At 39.2% G+C, this 19023-nt stretch carries 18 protein-coding genes; all 18 read left to right on the top strand.

What is annotated here, in order from left to right:
- The first annotated feature begins 24 nt into the window (after nt 1-24).
- The 18 genes from WAO84_RS11380 to WAO84_RS11295 all read left to right on the top strand — a co-directional run bounded on the left by WAO84_RS11380 (nt 25) and on the right by WAO84_RS11295 (nt 19010).
- Nucleotides 25-876: a universal stress protein gene (locus WAO84_RS11380; protein WP_340065888.1), complete on the top strand. Its 852-nt coding sequence runs from the start codon at nt 25-27 to the stop codon at nt 874-876.
- 10 nt (nt 877-886) lie between these two features.
- Nucleotides 887-1729, top strand: a complete 843-nt coding sequence (locus tag WAO84_RS11375; protein WP_340065886.1) for a universal stress protein — start codon at nt 887-889, stop codon at nt 1727-1729.
- A gap of 23 nt (nt 1730-1752) precedes the next feature.
- On the top strand, nt 1753-2154 hold the full coding sequence (locus WAO84_RS11370; protein ID WP_340065885.1) for a hypothetical protein: 402 nt from the start codon (nt 1753-1755) through the stop codon (nt 2152-2154).
- 23 nt (nt 2155-2177) lie between these two features.
- Nucleotides 2178-3020, top strand: a complete 843-nt coding sequence (locus WAO84_RS11365) for an ATPase (protein ID WP_340065883.1) — start codon at nt 2178-2180, stop codon at nt 3018-3020.
- Nucleotides 3021-4397 carry an MBL fold metallo-hydrolase RNA specificity domain-containing protein gene (locus WAO84_RS11360; RefSeq protein WP_340065882.1) on the top strand — a complete coding sequence of 459 codons (1377 nt, stop codon included), beginning with the start codon at nt 3021-3023 and terminating at the stop codon, nt 4395-4397.
- A gap of 370 nt (nt 4398-4767) precedes the next feature.
- Nucleotides 4768-6675, top strand: a complete 1908-nt coding sequence (locus WAO84_RS11355; protein WP_340065881.1) for a glycosyl hydrolase family 18 protein — start codon at nt 4768-4770, stop codon at nt 6673-6675.
- Nucleotides 6672-6995 (top strand): hypothetical protein, encoded by a 324-nt coding sequence (locus WAO84_RS11350; RefSeq protein WP_340065880.1) that lies wholly within the window; start codon nt 6672-6674, stop codon nt 6993-6995. Before WAO84_RS11355 ends, WAO84_RS11350 begins: the two co-directional genes overlap by 4 nt.
- A gap of 5 nt (nt 6996-7000) precedes the next feature.
- Nucleotides 7001-7591 (top strand): Pvc16 family protein, encoded by a 591-nt coding sequence (locus tag WAO84_RS11345; protein ID WP_340065878.1) that lies wholly within the window; start codon nt 7001-7003, stop codon nt 7589-7591.
- Complete coding sequence (locus tag WAO84_RS11340) at nt 7588-8619, top strand: hypothetical protein (protein ID WP_340065877.1); 1032 nt, start codon at nt 7588-7590, stop codon at nt 8617-8619. Before WAO84_RS11345 ends, WAO84_RS11340 begins: the two co-directional genes overlap by 4 nt.
- Nucleotides 8620-8637: 18 nt before the next feature.
- On the top strand, nt 8638-10506 hold the full coding sequence (locus WAO84_RS11335; RefSeq protein ID WP_340065876.1) for a phage tail sheath family protein: 1869 nt from the start codon (nt 8638-8640) through the stop codon (nt 10504-10506).
- Between the two features lie 34 nt (nt 10507-10540).
- A complete protein-coding gene (locus tag WAO84_RS11330; RefSeq protein ID WP_340065874.1) occupies nt 10541-10999 on the top strand; it encodes a phage tail protein in 459 nt (152 codons plus the stop codon).
- Between the two features lie 6 nt (nt 11000-11005).
- Nucleotides 11006-11455, top strand: a complete 450-nt coding sequence (locus WAO84_RS11325; protein WP_340065872.1) for a phage tail protein — start codon at nt 11006-11008, stop codon at nt 11453-11455.
- A 2-nt stretch (nt 11456-11457) separates the two neighbouring features.
- Nucleotides 11458-11616 carry a DUF5908 family protein gene (locus WAO84_RS11320; RefSeq protein ID WP_340065870.1) on the top strand — a complete coding sequence of 53 codons (159 nt, stop codon included), beginning with the start codon at nt 11458-11460 and terminating at the stop codon, nt 11614-11616.
- Nucleotide 11617: 1 nt separating this feature from the next.
- Nucleotides 11618-12274 carry a CIS tube protein gene (locus WAO84_RS11315; protein ID WP_340065868.1) on the top strand — a complete coding sequence of 219 codons (657 nt, stop codon included), beginning with the start codon at nt 11618-11620 and terminating at the stop codon, nt 12272-12274.
- Nucleotides 12275-12280: 6 nt separating this feature from the next.
- The gene (gene vgrG / locus WAO84_RS11310; protein WP_340065866.1) at nt 12281-14068 is read left to right on the top strand and encodes a type VI secretion system tip protein VgrG; all 1788 of its coding nucleotides are present in this window, start codon (nt 12281-12283) and stop codon (nt 14066-14068) included.
- Between the two features lie 4 nt (nt 14069-14072).
- Nucleotides 14073-14537, top strand: coding sequence for a GPW/gp25 family protein (locus WAO84_RS11305; RefSeq protein ID WP_340065865.1), 465 nt, complete (start codon nt 14073-14075; stop codon nt 14535-14537).
- 2 nt (nt 14538-14539) lie between these two features.
- Nucleotides 14540-18250, top strand: a complete 3711-nt coding sequence (locus WAO84_RS11300; protein ID WP_340065863.1) for a baseplate J/gp47 family protein — start codon at nt 14540-14542, stop codon at nt 18248-18250.
- A 4-nt stretch (nt 18251-18254) separates the two neighbouring features.
- Complete coding sequence (locus WAO84_RS11295; RefSeq protein WP_340065861.1) at nt 18255-19010, top strand: hypothetical protein; 756 nt, start codon at nt 18255-18257, stop codon at nt 19008-19010.
- Nucleotides 19011-19023 lie beyond the last annotated feature (13 nt).

The raw sequence follows: 19023 nt of genomic DNA, 5'->3' as shown, positions 1-19023 counted from the left end.
ATCTTTGACTTAAAAAAACAACAAATGAAACATATACTTTTACCTGTTGATTTTTCTTCAGATTCCTGGAATGCGGTAAAATATGCCCTGTACCTTTTTGAAAATGAAGAAAGCACTTTTTATATACTTAATTCTTATCAGGCGAGCCCTTCAGAATTGAGTAGCCGTATAAACCGCGCAAGAGGTACCCGTCTTCACGATGCTTTAAGGCGCAGTGCTGAATATGAAATGGAAGATTTTATGAAGCGCATTCAGGACTCACACAACAATGCCAAACACACTATTAAGAGTGTACTGGTTTCAGATTCTCTAGTGAATGCCGTAGGTAAAACTGCTATTTCCAAAAACATTTCTTATATTTTTATGGGAACCAAAGGCTCTACAGCGGCAAAAGAGATCTTTATGGGGAGCAGTACAGTAAGTATAATAAAAAACATAGACTTTTGCCCTGTAATTGCTGTACCGGGAGACTATTCTTATGATATCCCCGAGCAGATCCTTTTCCCAACAGATTATAAACGCGTATTTGAAGAACAGGAAATAAAACCACTTAAAGAATTAGCATCATTGTGGAGTTCAACCGTACGGGTTCTTCATATTCAGGAAGACTCCACTTTTACTGAAGAGCAACACAACAATAAAGAAGAACTTAAAAAGCTACTTTCAGGCCTTACCATAGCCGAAGAAGAAATTAATCAGCACAAAAGTAGTATAGCAGAGATCATTAATGAGTATTCTCAAAATACATCTATAGGTATGCTTGCAATGGTGAATAACCAACACAGTTTCCTAGAGAAGCTTTTAAACGAAAGAGTAATTAAAAGAGTAGCTTTTAAAGCGGGTAAACCTTTTCTGGTAATGCCAGAAGTACATTAAAAAAAATAGTATGAAACAAATTTTAGTGCCAACCGATTTTTCAACAAATGCAAAAAGAGCTGTGGAATATGCCACACAGTTGTTTCGTGATGAACCTTGCGTATTTATTTTGTTAAACACTTTTGGGGCCGATAGTTATACCACTTCAAACCTAATGGTGCTTGAAGCGGGTAACCCTGCATTTGACAAAGCGTATAATGAATCACTTGAAGCGCTCAAAGAGCTTACAGAGGAGCTGGAAGCTGATAAAAGAAACGAAAATCATTCTTTTGAGACGGTTTCAACGTACAATTTTCTAACCGAAGCTATCAAAGATATTATTGTACAAAAAGACATCTATATGGTGATCATGGGAACCAAAGGCGCCACTGGCGCCAAAGAAGTATGGTTTGGCAGCAATGCTGTGAGTGTGATGGAAAACCTTGAAGGTTGTCCCGTGCTGGCAGTTCCCGAAACCGCAGAGATCAAACTTCCCAGAGAAATTGTGTTCCCAACATCGCTTAAGTTTCCTTTTAAATCCAAAGAACTCGATGTTTTTCTTCAACTGGCTTCCAAACTTGGATGTGTAGTGCGCGTAATGCATGTGTCGCAACATGACGAGCTGACTTCAGAACAGTTGTCTAATAAAAAAGCACTGTTAGAAGGGTTAAAAGATATTTCAACTTCCAGTCATACACTTACCAATATAGAGCCGGAAACAGCCATTCGATGTTTTGTGGAAAGCAGGGATATTGACATGATTGCTATGGTGCATAAAAAACAGGGATTCCTTAGTTCAATTTTCAAAAAACCGGTCATTAAAGGTGTGGGGTACCATACTCGTGTACCACTTCTGGTAATGCACCGTTCTTAATCATTTAATTAAATAGATATAACATGAAAAAAACAGGTATCTGGATAGATAGAGAAAAAGCCTTTTTATTTACTATAACAGAAAATGAGGAGCATTTGCACACTATTTTCTCAGAAGTTGAGAATTATAAAGCTGTAGGAGGTGCGAGATCTAAAACCCGATGGGGTCCTCAGGATGTGGTACAGGACAGCAAATTTACCGAACGGGAAAAGCATCAGCTTAAAAATTATTTCAAAGAAATAGCATCTCATTTAAAAGATACTGACGAGATTGCAATTTATGGACCTGCGGATACCCGTCTTAAATTTGACGAAGAACTCAAATCAAATTTTAAAGCAATAGGAGAGAAGGTCACACTGGTACAACGGTCAGACAGTATGACCGAAAACCAGATGAAAGCCATGATACGAACGTATTTTGGTTAGACACGTTAATTGCTTGTAGGTACATGAATGAAAAAGGTATCGAAATAATCAAAGCTTCCGGAGAGAGAACCTTGTTCTCTGTCGGGAAGCTTCGTTCTTCTTTAAAAAAGAGCGGAGCCAGAGAGGTCGATATAGACGAAATTATTCAATTGGTTACCGAAGAGTTATATCCGGGAATTTCAACCAAAGAGATCTACAATAGAGCCTTTGCCCTTCTCAAGAAAAAGCATTCCCTTTTTGCGTCAAAGTACAAACTAAAAAAAGCTATTTATGAATTGGGGCCTACCGGTTTTCCTTTCGAACGCTTTGTAGGGGCCGTATTAAAATATTCCGGATACAGTATCCAGATAGGCGAAATTGTACAGGGGGAATGTGTGAAACATGAAGTAGATGTAATTGCCGGAAAAAATGGATCTTTCATGATGGTGGAGTGTAAGTTTCATGCAGATGCCGGCAGAAAATGTGACGTAAAAATACCGCTATACATAGTTAGCAGGTTTAGTGATATTCAAAAAAAATGGAATACGCCCTCTTCGCATTCACCTCTTACAGATGCGTGGGTAGCCACCAATACCCGGTTTACTTCACAGGCACTTGAGTACGGTAAATGTGCCGGACTTTATCTGTTGAGTTGGGATCATCCCAAACAAAATAGTTTAAAAGAACGTATTGATCGTTTAGGGTTACATCCCATTACCTCTTCTGTTTTATTAAGTAAGAGAGAAAAACAGTTTTTACTTGACAGGGGCGTAGTGCTTTGCAGAGAACTGGTAGAACAATCTTTTTTTATGGATTATCTGGGAATTTCTGAAAAACGAAAAAATCGAATCATAAATGAAGCAAAGGCACTTTGCGAAAATGCTTAAATGAGTACTCCCGTAAAAATACATTTTCTAGGTGCTTCCGGTACCGTAACGGGCTCTAAATTTCTGCTAGAAACGCCCGAACTTACCATTATGGTAGATTGTGGCCTTTTTCAGGGGCTAAAAGAATTACGACAATTAAACTGGCAGCCTTTTCCGTATGAGGCCGGTAAAATTGATATAATATTGCTTACGCATGGCCATTTAGATCATGTAGGATACCTGCCCAGGCTTGTAAAAGAAGGGTTTCAAGGTAAAATAATGGGTACTTTGCCCACTTTGGCCATTACCAGAATCATATTGGCAGACAGTGCCAAAATACAGGAAGAAGAAGCAGAACGTGCCAATGAAGAAGGGTACAGTAAGCATGACCCTGCACTTCCTTTATATACCCAGGAAGATGTGGAAGAGACCCTGGCATTTATGCAACCCGAACCTAAAAGCACCTGGATCTATCTTTCAGAAAATGTAAAATGCCGCTTTCGGTACAACGGGCATATTCTGGGAGCCACCTTTATAGAGCTGGATATTTATGGAAAAAGATTTGTTTTTTCAGGAGATATAGGACGCATAAAAGACCCCTTGCTGTTTCCCCCGGAAAGACCTGAAAAAGCCGATTTTCTTTTTATAGAAAGTACCTATGGAGACCGCTTGCATCCCGAAGAAGATCTGGACACCATACTTACAGAACTGGTTATGGATGCTATTTACAAAAGAGGTAACCTTATTATTCCCAGTTTTGCAGTAGAAAGGGCACAGCGTCTAATTTATACTTTTTGGAAACTCTATGAAAAAAATCGTATTCCTAACATTCCCGTAATTATAGACAGTCCTATGGGAATGGAAGTATTAGATGTGTTCAGGGCCTATATGAACTGGCATCAACTCTCCGACAACGAATGCCGGGCAATGATGAATCGAATGACTTTAGTAACGTCATATCGGGAAACCTGGGAAATAATAGACAACCCGCAACCTAAAGTTATCATAGCAGGAAGTGGTATGATAACCGGCGGAAGAGTACTTACCTACCTTAAACAACTCATTGATGAAGAATCTACAACAGTACTTTTGGCAGGATTTCAGGCAGAAGGTACCCGAGGCAGGAAATTACAGGAAGGTGCTGAAACGTTACGCTTTTTTGGTAAAGATTATCCCGTTAATGCCCGTATAGTACAGGTACATTCATTATCGGCTCACGCTGATAAAGATGAGCTCTTATGGTGGCTCTCAGCTATCAAAAATCGTCCTGAAGTCATTTACACCGTTCATGGCGAACACAGCGGGGCAGAAGCGTTATTGGAAGCAGTAGGTGAAAAGTTTAACTGGTCTGGTGAAGTACCTACACTTTTTGATGTCCAAACCGTAATTTGCGAGTAAATAAGGGTACGCCTCCCAGATAAATAACTCTTTTCTGCTTTATAGAACCGTATTTATACCAATATCAACATACAGGTATAAATACCTGTTTTTAAAAGCAAATGTTTCTACGCTTATATTTTCAAAACTCTTATTCTATTTTTGAAGTACCTCATTTTAAACGTTAATACTAAAGGAGTTGTAAGTTTAAAAATATTTAACTTACAATTTTCATTGTATTTTATTGTATTTTTTGTGTTTTAAGTATTTGTTTAGAAGTAAGTATTTTATGTATATTAGCCATGCTTACCTTTTTTTTTAAGGTGATTCAGGCCCCTGTAAAAGCAAGTGTTTTTTTTAAAATACGGCTGTTTTTTGTTAATAACCAACTATGAAGAGCTTAAAACCAATAATACTTTCTATGGTTTTCATGTTTTGTTTTTGTAACCCGTATGGGAATACGGCGTTTGGTCAGGATACTACTTCCACAAAAGCAGAAACAGAAAAAAAACAGGCTACTAAGGAACTTGCAAAAGCCGGGAAATTTAAAGCAGACCTCAAAAAAATTGAAAAAACCTTATCCTTTAAAAACTTCTTTCACCACGATGATTCAGTAAAACTGGCGAGGCAATATATTCATGAACAGCATAAACTTGAACGTAAAAAAGATAATTATCCATACGTAGTTTTACATGAAACGAAGGGGCTGGAAGTAAAATCATTTGAACCTGATTCCATTTTTGATCTCAAATATGAAGTATTTGGTTGGTATCCTTATTGGGAAAAAGATCTTTATAAAACACTCAATTATTCTCTTATAACCACAGTAGCCTATTTTTCATATGAGGTAAACCCCCGTAATGGTAAACCAAAATCTGTACATGATTGGGAAACTACACCGTTAATAGATTCACTCCAGGCCCGAGGTAAAAAAGTATTGTTAACAGTAACCAATTTTGGAAAATCAGATAATCGCCGCTTGCTACGAGACCAAAAATCGGTTTCACGACTGGTAGAAAATTTAGTAAGTCTGGTACAAAAACGAAATGGAAATGGTGTTTGTGTAGATTTTGAAGGCGTTGATAAAGAAGACAAACAACGATATGCCCGGTTCCTACTTTTGTTGTCGCAGGAACTTAAAAAAGTAAATAAAGACAATTTACTGTATGTGTCGGTTCCCAGTGTGGACTGGGAAAAATCCATAGATTTTGAAACACTCATTCCCGTGGTAGATCGTTTTGTAGTAATGGGTTATAATTATTATGGGCCTACCAGTAAAGTAGCAGGCCCGGTGGATCCGTTAAACAGTGGCAAAACGTGGGAACCTTTTAACATATCTACTTCAGTTGATTATTATCTCGCAAACCAGGTGCCATCCTCCAAAATGGTGCTGGCACTCCCGTTTTACGGAAACCTTTGGGACACCGAAAGTGGTAATAGATCTGCCAAAGTAGTAAAAAGTTTAGGTTCCAGAACATATGACTATATAAGGAGTTCTCTGGACGGAATGCCCGTTCAATATGATTCTGTAAGTCAGAGTGCCTGGATTGTGTACACTGTGAAGGATGGCAGCTCTTCCTTTAGACAATGTTGGTTTGATAATGATTCTACCCTGGGTATAAAGCTCAATTATTTGAAGTCTAAAAAACTTGCAGGTATGGGTATATGGGCCTTAGGCTATGATAAAGGCTATAATGATTTATGGCAGGTAATAGCTACCGAGCTCACCAATACGTCAACAAGTACCGTTCCCGGTAAAGCGGGACAGGGTGTTAACACAGGAAGTGGTTCATCAGGAGGGAGTAGTTCTTCCGGCGGAGATTCAGGTTCAGGCGGAGGAGGAGACCCAGGTGAACATAGCGGTGGTGGTTCACAGAGCTCAGGAGGTTCCGGTAGTGAAACCGGAGGAGGTACATCCGGCGGTCAGGAAGCGTCTGGAGGCGGAGAAGAAAAACCTGACCAACTTACAGAAGAATTAAACCGAATAGAAGCCCTTCTACAACAAATTACCAATTACAAAACCATTTTACTGTATGTAATGGTACTGGCTGTTTTCTTTGGAGGTATTGGCTTTGTGATAGGGATGTTCTCGCCCGATACCCGTGTGTATTTTTTTAGTAATACCGCCATGACCATTTATTATACCGCTGTAGTGCTCATTTTGCTAATTGTTATTCTTCGTTGGACACACATTCTTGATGACCATCTTGTAATAGCCATTCTCGCCTTTATTGGCGGAGGGGTGGCTGTATATGTAATAAATAAGATTTTACAACAAATAAAAAGCAATCAACCATGAGTACCTCACTGGCTAAAGAAAAGGCAGCACTGGCAGGCGATATGAGCAAATTGCAAAAGCTTTTAGCCGTAGTCAAGAAGTTTTTTGCCAAAGAATTTCTCTGGATATTGTTTGTACTGCTTTTTGCAGTACCCCTTGCTCTTATTATGGAGTATGTGTTTAAAACATTTGCCAGTGACGAAGATAAAAAAGTGATAACAGAATTGCTTAATGGCAAGATATCACTTTTTGTAGGGTGCTATGCGGTAGCAGCCGCAGGTATTTATTTTACCCGTTTGGTGGTAAATGCCATGTTAACCATAACCGCAAAAAAAAGCTAAATAGTATGATAGCACAGGCACTTACTTTTATATCCGGATTCCTAAACAGGCAAATTAAGTTAGCCTTCGGTATTGATGAGGACAGGGTACTCGTGAGTAGCCTTATTAATCCCGATGGCACAGTAACCGATAATATAGAGAACAAGATCATTATTTCCCTGATCAATCTGGAGCATGAAACCACAGTCAAATCACTCAATAATTATATGGGTGGTAGCAATGATAATTTTGGAAAGACCGCTCCCCCCGTTTACCTGAATCTCTACTTACTTATTGCTGCGAACTACGATTCCGGTAATTACCTGGAGGCCCTTAAAATGTTATCATCAGTAATTGGTGTATTTCAGGCCAATACCTATTTCACAAGACAGAAGAATCCTGAAATGGAACCACCTCTTGAGAAACTCACATTTGAAATATTCAATTTACCCATTAATGAACTCAGTCATATCTGGAATGGTATTGGGGCAAAATATGTGCCTTCCATTCTTTATAAAGTACGTATGATCGCCATCTATGAAGGAATGATCACAAAAGAACTACCGGGAGTTTCAGGCACGCATGGTACTCCTTCCACTAAAAACGATGAGTCATGAATATCAGTTATCAAAAGTGGTTTGAAGCCCGTATTACCCACACCTACTTTCCGGATAGTATCTGTCCGGTTCTCGATATTCAACCATTATCAGGCACCCGTACCAGGCTAAAAAATTTCAATATTCTAACTAAAAAAAGCGGTGCTGTATTCTCTATGTATCTGGGGTACGACCCTTCCAAAACTTTAGAGCTTATGGAGGCCCTGAAAGGATTGGAATCGGTATTCTTTCAGGTAACCATGCAGGATCCCCATTTTTTTAATTATACCCAGATCCCGTCCCTGGGAGAACAGGAGGTTTTTTATTTCCAAAATGGTATTAATAAAAATAACACAGGATTTCTTCAGAAAGAAGATTTTGTTTCAAAAGCAGATGTGTTACCTGTAAAGTCATGGAATTTTACCGTTTTAGTTCCTAAAAAGGAAATAGAAGTAGAAATTAAAAACACATCCGGAGATGTACTTATACAAAACAAGTGGGACGGAACCCGGGTTTCACAACTCCCCGTTGATCTCAAAGTTTTTGGAACAGGGGTTTATGAAATATGGCTGGATGGAGAGCTAAACGAAACCGTGCTCTGTACCCAAGAATTACCGGAAAATTGTTTGGGTATTTTGTGTGTGGATACAGATATTCTGCTGGAAGCTAATCCCGAAAGTCAAACCTTTTCTTTAGATTTTAAGACGCGTTCTGTGCTTTGGCAATATCAGGTAGTGGTTTCAGATATGCGAAAGATACAGGTACAGGATATAAAAGTTACCGGGGTCGATAAAACTGTATTTAACGGCCCTGTATCTCGTTCTATTGTAGGCGGACAAAACGCTCAGGTGTTTACATCTCCTCAACCCTTACCCCTTTTTAAAGCTCCCAGACAATCTCCTCAATTGGAAATTGCCTATACCAATGATTTCTCAAAAAGAAAAAACCGATTGGAGATCAAACTCCCCAATCCGGAAACAGAAGACCTTATTCAAATGGAAGAAGAGGGAAAAACATCTTTATTAACAACAACTATTATATATGTTTAATTCAAATTTCATAAATCTATGTCAACAACCATGAAAACCCCCGGAGTTTACATCCAGGAACTGGATGCCTTTGGGAATTCCGTTGTTCCCGTACCCACTGCCGTACCGGCATTTATTGGGTACACAGGGCAAACATCATTCAACGGAAAAAGTTTATTGAACAAAGCGGTGCGTGTGACTTCCTTAATGGAATTCTTTACCATTTTTGGTAACACGGCACCCCAGGTACAGTATGAGATAACATCCAGTATTCTTCCGGATCGTCTCACAGCACTCGAAGCAGAGGTAGCTACAACCAAAGCTGCGTTAGATGCTGCTAACGAAGTAGTGAAAAAAGCAGGAGACAATGCTACTCCCGAGCAAAAAACAGCTGCTGCCGATGCGAAAACTGCTAACGATGCTGCAAACAAAGCACTTACCGATGCGCAGGCAGATCCTAACATCAAAGCGTTACTTGCCGCACAGGATGCTTTGGCAAAAAACGAAGACCCGACCAAAGCAGCAGATCTGGAAAAAGCCGTTAAAGAAGCACAGGCCGTATTTGATAAGATTATAAACAATGCAGACTTTTCCACAGGCGGGTATGCGTATAACAATACGCCCACTACCATTAACTACCGTTTGTACAGTGCCATCAAGTTTTTCTATGAAAACGGGGGGGGTACCTGTTATATAATGAGTATAGGAGGGTACGATTACAGCAAAAAGGCTATTACCGATACCACTGACTTCATGAATGCTATCACATTACTTAAAAAAGAGTCAGAGCCTACCATGCTGGTGATACCAGATGTTGTAGAGATCATGGACCCAACCGCAGACCCCTCTTCTGCAACCTATCTTCAGGCTAAATATGCAAACGCCTATTCACTTCAAAACGAGATGATCAATCACTGTGGAGAAATGATGAGCAGAGTAGCCATTTTAGATATTCCCGGAGGATATACCGAGCCTCTGGTAGGTACTACAAGCATAGAACAATTTAGAAACAGTGTAGAGCCTCTGGATCCTAAGTTTAACAGTTATGCAGCCGTATATTATCCCTGGTTACATACCACTGTATATCAAACATCAGAAATCTCTTATAATAACATAGACAAGAAGTCTTATAATGAGGTAACCCAGATGCTCACTATTGAGTTTACTAACAATAAAGGCGTATTAGATCCTAATATGGCTAAAATTATAACAGCCTTTAGTACAGATACCAATAACCCTCCTCAGGTTCCTCTTGAAAAAGCAGATACTATTTTACAAAACCTCAGTAAATCATATCAGCTTCTTACCGGAGCTATTATGGCAAATATGAACCTAATGGCGCCCAGTGCCGCCATGGCAGGTATCTACACTTCCGTAGATAACAACGAAGGGGTCTGGGTAGCTCCTGCCAATGTAGGCATACAAAGTACCGTTGCACCCGCCATAAAAATAGATAATGAAATGCAGGAAAACCTTAACGTTCCTATAGACGGAAAATCAGTAAGTGCCATTAGAGCTTTTGCAGGAAGAGGAAATCTGGTATGGGGAGCACGTACACTGGATGGTAACTCTAATGACTGGAGATACATTAATGTAAGAAGAACACTTATTTACATTGAACAATCAGTTCAGGAAGCAGCCAAAGCGTATGTATTTGCACCCAACGATGCCAGTACATGGGTAGCCGTGCAAAGTATGATAAGTAACTTTTTAACCGGGCTCTGGAATCAGGGAGGTTTGGTTGGTCCCAAAGCAACCGATGCATTTTCAGTAAGTGTAGGTTTGGGAAGTACTATGACAGGACAGGACATTCTTGAAGGAATCATGCGGGTAGCCGTAAAGGTAGCCGTATCTCACCCTGCCGAATTCATTGAGATCACCTTCCAGCAGGAAATGCAAAAAGGATAAAAAAAATATTTTCTAACAATTAAAAACTACAATTATGTCAGACGGTTCAACCCAAGATAATATTTGGCCCTTACCGAAATTTTATTTCAAAGTAAATCTGGGCTCTCAGGACAGCACAGTTTCTTTTCAGGAAGTATCCGGATTAGAAACCGAAACTCAGGCCATAGAATACAGGCATGGAGACAGTAAGCAATTTTCAACCATTAAAATGCCTGGAATTGCTAAAACCGGTAATGTTACCCTCAAAAAAGGAATTTTTGTCAAAGACAATAATTTCTGGAAATGGTATAACAACATTAAAATGAATACCATTAAAAGAGAAACCGTTACCATCCAGTTGCTCGATGAAAAAGGCAGCCCTACCATGACCTGGACACTCGCAAATGCGTGGCCTACCAAGATCACCGGCACCGATTTAAAGTCAGATGCCAATGAGGTAGCAGTAGAAACCTTAGAACTCGTTCATGAAGGCTTAACTATTAGTAACGGATAATAAATAATGGATCCTATATATCCACCCGTTTCATTTTATTTTCAATTGTCTTTTTCTGGTTCTTCAGGAAAGGTAGATACTTCATTCAAGGAAGTATCCGGAATTTCGATGGAGATGGGAATAGAAGAAATTACAGAAGGTGGGATCAACGGCTATAAACACCGTGTTCCCACCACTGTAAAGTATTCTAATTTGGTGCTAAAACGCGGGTTTGTACCTAAAAACTCAGATGTCGCCCGCTGGTGCATTGATACCTTAGAAGGTGGACTGGAAGAAACCATTGAAACTAAAAACATTATAGTAAGCCTTCTCGATGAGAATAATAGCCCTCTGAAATCATGGAGCTTTGTGAATGCGTGGCCGGTAAAATGGGCCATTTCCGATTTTAACTCCATGAATAATGAGATCGCTATAGAAACATTAGAATTTGCCTATAGTTATTTTCAAATACGATAGATATGCCTATTGAGATCAGAGAACTGTTGATTAAAGTGAAAATTGAGGATTCTCAAAGAAAAGAATCCGATCAAGAAGAATTTGACCGTTTGCGGCAAAGTATTCTCAGGGAATGCAGAAATGAAATAAAAAGACAGTTGAACAGGACTAAAGAGCGGTAGTATGGCAAAAAATAAAATGACCATAATTGCCTATCCCAATAATAAGTATAGTGGCAAGGGAAAAAGCAAATGTACCATTAAGATCAACCCGGCATCGTACACCCATAATTACCAGGTGCGATACGATAATTCTATACCTCAGGGTGCACCGGGAACTACGCTTAAGTTTAAAGGAATTCCACCGGAAACCATTTCATTTGAGGCCTATTTTGATGCCACCGGAGCAATTGAAAATAATACAGTGCCGGTAAAAACACAATTAGACCAATTCAAGAAAGTATGTTTTGTGTATAACGGGAGTATTCACGAACCCAATTACCTGATAGTTTCCTGGGGCTCTTTGGTTTTTAAATGCAAGCTCACTTCCTTAGACGTAAACTATACGCTTTTTAAAAAAGACGGTACCCCTTTAAGAGCAAAAGTCAATGTAAAGTTTGAGGAGGCTATAGATGCCAATCTCATAGCAAGAGAAGCTAATAATAAATCTCCAGACCTTACTCACATGGTCATTGTAAAAGAAGGAGATACATTACCACTTATATGCTATGATGTATATGGCGATTGTAGTTATTACATTCAGGTAGCTAAATTTAATAACCTGCCAAACTTCAGAAATATTAAACCAGGTACAAAACTATACATGCCACCTATAAAATAGACCCTCATGCCAAGCTCTCCCATAGTTGAAGGATCCAATCTTGTCTCTTTTGCCATTTTGTCAAATGGTAGTGAAATTCCCGGCACGTATGAAGTGTTGTCTATAAGAGTAGAGAGTCATGTAAACCGTATAGCCGAAGCAGAAATAGAACTTCGTGACGGTAGCACGGCACAGCAGGACTTTGAGATTACCAACTCAGATACATTTAAGCCAGGTACTAAAATTGAAATAAAACTGGGCTATAACAATAAAGACGACAGTGTTTTTAAAGGAATTGTGGTAAAACAAATAATAAGGGTAAATGAACACAGTGGATCGAGGCTTCAGGTAATTTGCAAAGATGAGGCATTAAAAATGACAGTAACCAGGAAAAATGGTATTTATACTGATAGTAAAGACAGTGCTATTATAGAGCAAATAGCAGGTACTTACAGTTTAAGTCCCAGTGTAACAGCTACCAGTGTAGAACATAAAGAAGTAGTACAGTATTATACTACCGATTGGGATTTTATTGTAAGCAGAGCCGAAGTAAACGGAATGATCGTAACTACCGATAGCGGAAAACTTACCGTAGCAAAACCTTCCGTATCAGATACCCCTGCTTTGCAATTGCGTTTTGGGTATGATGTTATTGAATTTGACGGTGAACTGGATGCTACCTATCAATATTCCGGTGTTGACGGTAATGCCTGGGATATGTCTTCACAAAGTGTAATTACCGCCAGTGCAGAAAGCCCGTCTGTAAATACACAGGGAGATATTACAGGAGATACACTGGCAGAAGTATTAAGTACAGGAACCAATAATCTCAGATCATCAGTTCCCTTATCACAGGATGATGTTCAAACATGGGCCGATGCTACATTGCTTAAGTCACGACTTTCCCGGTTTAAAGGGTATGCCACTTTTCAGGGATCTGCTCTCGCAAAAGTAAACAGTACGATCAAACTTATTGGGCTTAGTAACCGTTTTGACGGGAACGCCTTTATTTCAGGAGTTATTCATACCATTGATAATGGGCAATGGATCACCGAAACCAGAATTGGGCTTTCACCCGAATGGTTTTCAGAGAGTCCAAACGTTTCCGGACCAATAGCTTCCGGATTATTACCGGGAGTAAAAGGATTGCAGACCGGTATTGTTAAAAAAATTTATGAAGATCCTGATAATGAATTCAGGGTACAGGTAGAAATTCCCATTCTGGGTACAGAGGGTAAAATGGTGTGGGCCCGCTTATCTACATTTTATGCAGGGAACAGTATTGGTGCTTTTTTCATGCCAGAAGTAAATGATGAGGTAGTTCTTGGTTTTATGAATGATGATCCGCGTTACCCGGTTATTTTGGGAAGTTTGTATAGCAGCTCCATCCCTGCACCTGAAACTCCCGATGAAAAAAACACTATTAAGACCATAGTCACGCAAAGCAAACTCCAGATTAAGTTTGATGATGAGAACAAAGTGATAACCATACTTACCCCGGGAGGGAACACTATGGTATTTAGTGATGAGGACAAAGGGATCACGATTACAGACCAGAATAGTAATAAAATGCAAATGAACGACAGTGGGATTGTTGTTGAAAGTCAGTCTGCCCTCACTTTAAAGGCTTCAAATGAAGTAAAAATACAGGGAGCTTCCATAACTATATCGGCAGACCAGTCTGCAGAGCTAAGCGGTGGTACCACTGTATCTGTTTCAGGAAATCAGTCTGCCAGTATTACCGGAAGTACTCAATGTTCTATTTCCAGTGACGGACAAATGAGTGTAAAAGGTTTAACGGTAATGATAAATTAAGATTATGGATGAAGATAAATCATTTTTGGGACAGGGTTGGAGTTTTCCGCCTACTTTCAGCAATAATGGTAACAGGGGTATCATAATGGTAGCCAATGAAGAAGATATAAGGCAATCTCTGGAAATACTTTTAAGTACCAGTCTGGGAGAACGTACCATGCTACCGGAATATGGTTGTGACCTGCAGAGCTATCTGTTTGATACCATATCCAATTCAAAAGTACATTTTCTCAAAGAACTCGTCAGGACTGCCATTATAAATTACGAACCTCGTATTGATCTTAACGAGGTACTAATTGATTATTCAGATTACCAGGAAGGTATTATACGTATTGAGCTTGATTATACCATAGAAACCACCAATACCAGGTTTAATCTGGTATTCCCATATTATAAAGTAGAGGGAACCGATATTCCTCAGTTGTATCAGGAAAAAGTAACACAAACCACGTCACACGAACAGGAATAAGAATGACCCATAGAAGAAACGGTACCATACGTGATAACAGGTTTAACAAAGACCTCACCGATAGTTCGTTTAGAATTGATCAACGTACTTTTTGGGATGTTATGGGCTATGTTGCATCTTATCTGGAATATATTAATTATTACAATCTTGAAAATGAGAAAGAAGGTAACTGGAGAGTTTTTGTAGAGAATGACCCTTTAATTTTTATGTGTATCATTATTAATGAACCGTTAAATGAACTTGATAAACTTATAAGGAACCACAGAAGTACAGAAGTATCACGATCAGAGAATTTAAACACTGTAAAAGTCTTAATCGCGTGGTACCGTAAAATAAATTTCTGGTACCAAAAACTCTACGACCTGAATGAAAAAAAGCTTGCCTATAAGATCAAGAATATACTTTCGGATGTTCTAATGTATGTAAAAAGGGATCTGGACCAGTATGAAACCCAACTTTCGGCTATAAAAGATGTGGTTAAAAAAGAGCCTGAAGCTGAAGACCCCGTTACTGTAGGCGGTTTTATGCCGCCACCGCCTAATTTCGCGACTGGAAAACCAATAGATATTAGCAAAGCAATTCACACGTTTCATCGTATCATTGTTCATATCCAGCAGTTTACAAAAGTATATCTGGAGAAGAATTTTTTTGGCAGAGATAAACACCTTCCCAATAACGCGTTGTATATAGCCTTTGCCTTGCTGTTTAAAAAAGTACAGGCAGATATTAACACTCTTTCGGGAAGACACCTGGACTTTTATTACAAAGATATTCTTCAACAAACTATTAATAATGGCACCCCTACCCAGACCATTGTATCTTTTGATCTGCTTCCTACAATTCCTTACGCACTTATTGAAAAAGGAACACGCCTCTCTGCGGGAAAGTTATTTGGAAGCAAAACCGATATCCTTTTTGAAACAAAAAGTCCGCTCGTTGCCAATCAAATCAAAATCACAGAACTACAGACGCTCGCTTTTAATTCCAATCCCTATATTAAAGTGGGCACCGAGTTCCCTTTAATATCATCGGTAACTAAAAAAGATCTTGTCACCAATGGGTTAGACTCCAGCGACCGTAGTAACTGGTATCTTTTTGGCTCTAACTATAAGTACCTCAAAAATGCCAGAGTAAATGAAGGAGAGGCCGCATCACTTGGTTTTATTATAGGTTCTCCTGTACTTATCTTAAGCGAAGGCTACCGCCAGATAGATATTGTTTTCAGCCTGGAACAAGAATCATCTCAAAATACACTTTGGAAATTACTCAAAGAGATCAAAGAAAATCGTAAAGTAGGTATGGATATCGCTTTTGCCAGCGTTTTCAATAATGCTTTCAATATAGCGTATAGTTCTGAAAAAGGATGGGCCCTTTTTGAAAACTATGAAATACTGTATGATGAAACCCTGAATACATTAACCTTACAGGTAATACTTGACAGTGGTGCGCCCGCCCTGGTATATTCGGAAAAAGCAGCGGGTGCATTGCAATGGCCATCTATAAAAGTGTCACTTAATGATTACGCTCCCGTTTTTGTATATTCTTTCCTGAAGGGTGTTATTATAGATACCATACATATTAGGGTAAGTGTTGAACGTATGAAAGATGTATCTCTGTATAACCAAATTGGTAAAATGCCTTTGGGAAAAGTCTTTGAGCTATTTGGCCCTTTGCCGGAAGTGGGGTCGTATGTAATGATAGGTAAAAGTGAACTCTTTCAAAAGCAGATCAATACAATGACCATTGGTTTTAACTGGGATTCATTACCCGCAGATTATGGCGGGTTTACCACCTATTATGATGGATATCCGGGAAATATAACCAACAGCTCATTTAAAGTACATTTATCAGTATTATCTAATGGGTACTGGCTACCCCTTAATCACGACCCCTCTTTAGAGGCACCCCTTTTTCAAACACATAAAGCTCTTACTCCCGAGGGTTATGAGAGCGAGCAGTTAAATAATACGAGTAACCTTAATCTTGACAGTTTTGGTAAGTTGGTAAGTGAACAGGATTTCAGGTTGAAAGAACCCTTAGTATATACCGTGAATTCACGAAGTGGTTTTTTTAAACTTACCCTTACTGCACCGGAAGATGGTTTTGGCAATAACCAGTACCAAAAAGAATTTACAGAAATTGCCACTTTCAATGCCAAAAACAAAACCCAGATCCCGTATCCCAATAAACCATTTGTACCCAAAGTAAGTGGGATTTCATTAAATTATGAAGCATCTGATACCCTGATCTTTAACGAAGAACTTTCTAAAAATACAGTAAGCGGAGAGAATACCGGCACCTTTTCACATATTACACCGTTTGGCCCGGAACCCGTTATCACAGATCAGATTGTGTATAAAAACACTTTATTGCCCGATTTTGAAGCTGAAGGATATCTTTTTCTTGGGTTAAGCGGAGTTACAGCCAGTACCACTATTTCTGTATATTTTGAACTTTCCAGCGCTACTGTATTTAACGCTCTCAGAAAAGATAAGCTCTCATGGGAATATTACCGCCTTAACCAATGGGTGCCTTTTGAAGACGGAAATATTATTTTTGATGATACCAACGGATTTATAAAATCTGGGATCATTGAGCTTACGCTTCCCTATACCAAACAGATGTTTGATGAGCAGGAAGATAATACCTATTGGATACGCATCTCAGCTTTTAAAAATGCGTCGTATTATCCGGTTATCAGGGGTATATATATGAATGCTGTAAGTACAGTTTGTATAAGTGATAATCCCGAAATAACGGGACGTGATATTCCTGCCGGCAGTATTGTTAAACTAGAAGGAAAGCACCCTGATATAAAAAGCGTTAAACAACCCACAATTTCTTTCGGCGGACGAAAAGTAGAAACAGAAACCCAGTTCTATAACCGGGTAAGTGAACGGTTACGACATAAAGACAGAGCCATTTCCATTTGGGATTACGAAAGGTTAATTCTTGAAAACTTCGATTCGGTACGGGTAGTAAAATGTACTAATCTCAATAAAGACTTTAGATCGGTACCCGGTGAAGTAAAAGTGATCGTTCTCAGTAATCAGTGGTCACACACGGCCCCGTTTTTTTATAACAGTGATGTTTTAGAACGTATGAAGGCCTTTCTTATGAATTTAACAGGACCTTTTGTAAACATTCAGGTAGTTAATCCGGTAGTAGAATATTTATTGGTGAAATGCATAATTACCCTGGAACCCAAAGATCAGGGCGGGTTTTATATGAACCTGCTCAATACAGATATTTCAAACTTTCTTTCCCCCATATCAAAACTGGAAAATGGGGTGGGGGGCATAGGAGGTACCGTAGTTCCTACCATGCTGGTAAGTTATATGGAAAACCTGTCCTACATTAAAAATGTAAAAAAACTGGTAATAGAACATATTGTACAAAAAGGTACCAACAACTATTTATTAGGGGTGTACAGGGATAGTGAAGAAATAAAAACGACCACGCCCTGGTCTATTCTCGCACCGGTAAATCAGCATCAGATTCTCAGTTTCAATGCCAGTAACTCTGAGGAAAGTGATCTCCGGGCGGGTATTGGCAATATGGAAATAGGTTTGGATCTTATTTTGGAAGATAAGGCACCTGAGCACACAGCCCGGGATACTACACCTGAAATTCCTGAAGATAGTGAAATAGATAAGAAAAAACGGGATAAAAAGCCCTACAACGCAATTTTTGTATTTAAAGCTAAATCATAGAAAAATGAATGAGAAACCCTTAAACAGAGATACGCTAAAATCGATCTTTAGTAATGGCAGCAGGCCCGATGCCAATAATTTTGCGAGTCTTATTGATTCTATGATCAACAAGGTAGATGATGGGATATCAAAGAACCTGGAAGACGGACTGATACTATCTCCCGAAGGGAAAGAGTCAGACCGTCTGGTAAGCTTTTATGAAAAAATTCAGGATAACCTGCCTCGATGGAGTATAGAGCTGGTGCAACAGGAAGGTCAGGGATTAGGTATTATAGAACCTGTTTCTGAAGAGGAAACCCCTACACGTCTTTTTTTTCAAAAAGGGGGGAACGTAGGCGTAAATACTACCAAACCAGCTACAACCCTCGAGGTAAACGGGATACTGGGTGCCAGCAGTCGCGTGGGAACCTACAAAATGGATACCATTCCTGCAGATGGCCAATGGCACGATATAGTCACCAATCTTGATGGCTGTAATGCTTTTGAAATTGTAGCTCAGGTAGGAAAAGAAAAAAAAGGAAAGTATGCATTATTACAGGCAAATGCTTTGAGCACCTTTGGACGTTCACGTAGTAAAATACGAACCGTACAGGCACATTATGGCTGGTGGTGGAACAAACTTTCCCTGCGATGGAGAGGCAGCACCTTTAACTATTCTCTACAATTACGAACCCGTTCAAATTACGGAGCAGACGAGCATATTAAGTTTTATGTAACCAAGTTGTGGGATAACGATATTATGTCGCTTTTTAATAAATAAATTTTATACGCTT

The sequence above is a fragment of the Ascidiimonas aurantiaca genome, from assembly GCF_037646345.1.
In the GTDB taxonomy this organism is placed as follows: Bacteria; Bacteroidota; Bacteroidia; order Flavobacteriales; family Flavobacteriaceae; genus Ascidiimonas; species Ascidiimonas aurantiaca.
The sequence above is the reverse complement of the archived record's forward strand: the minus strand, read 5'-3'. Positions and strand labels throughout refer to the sequence as shown.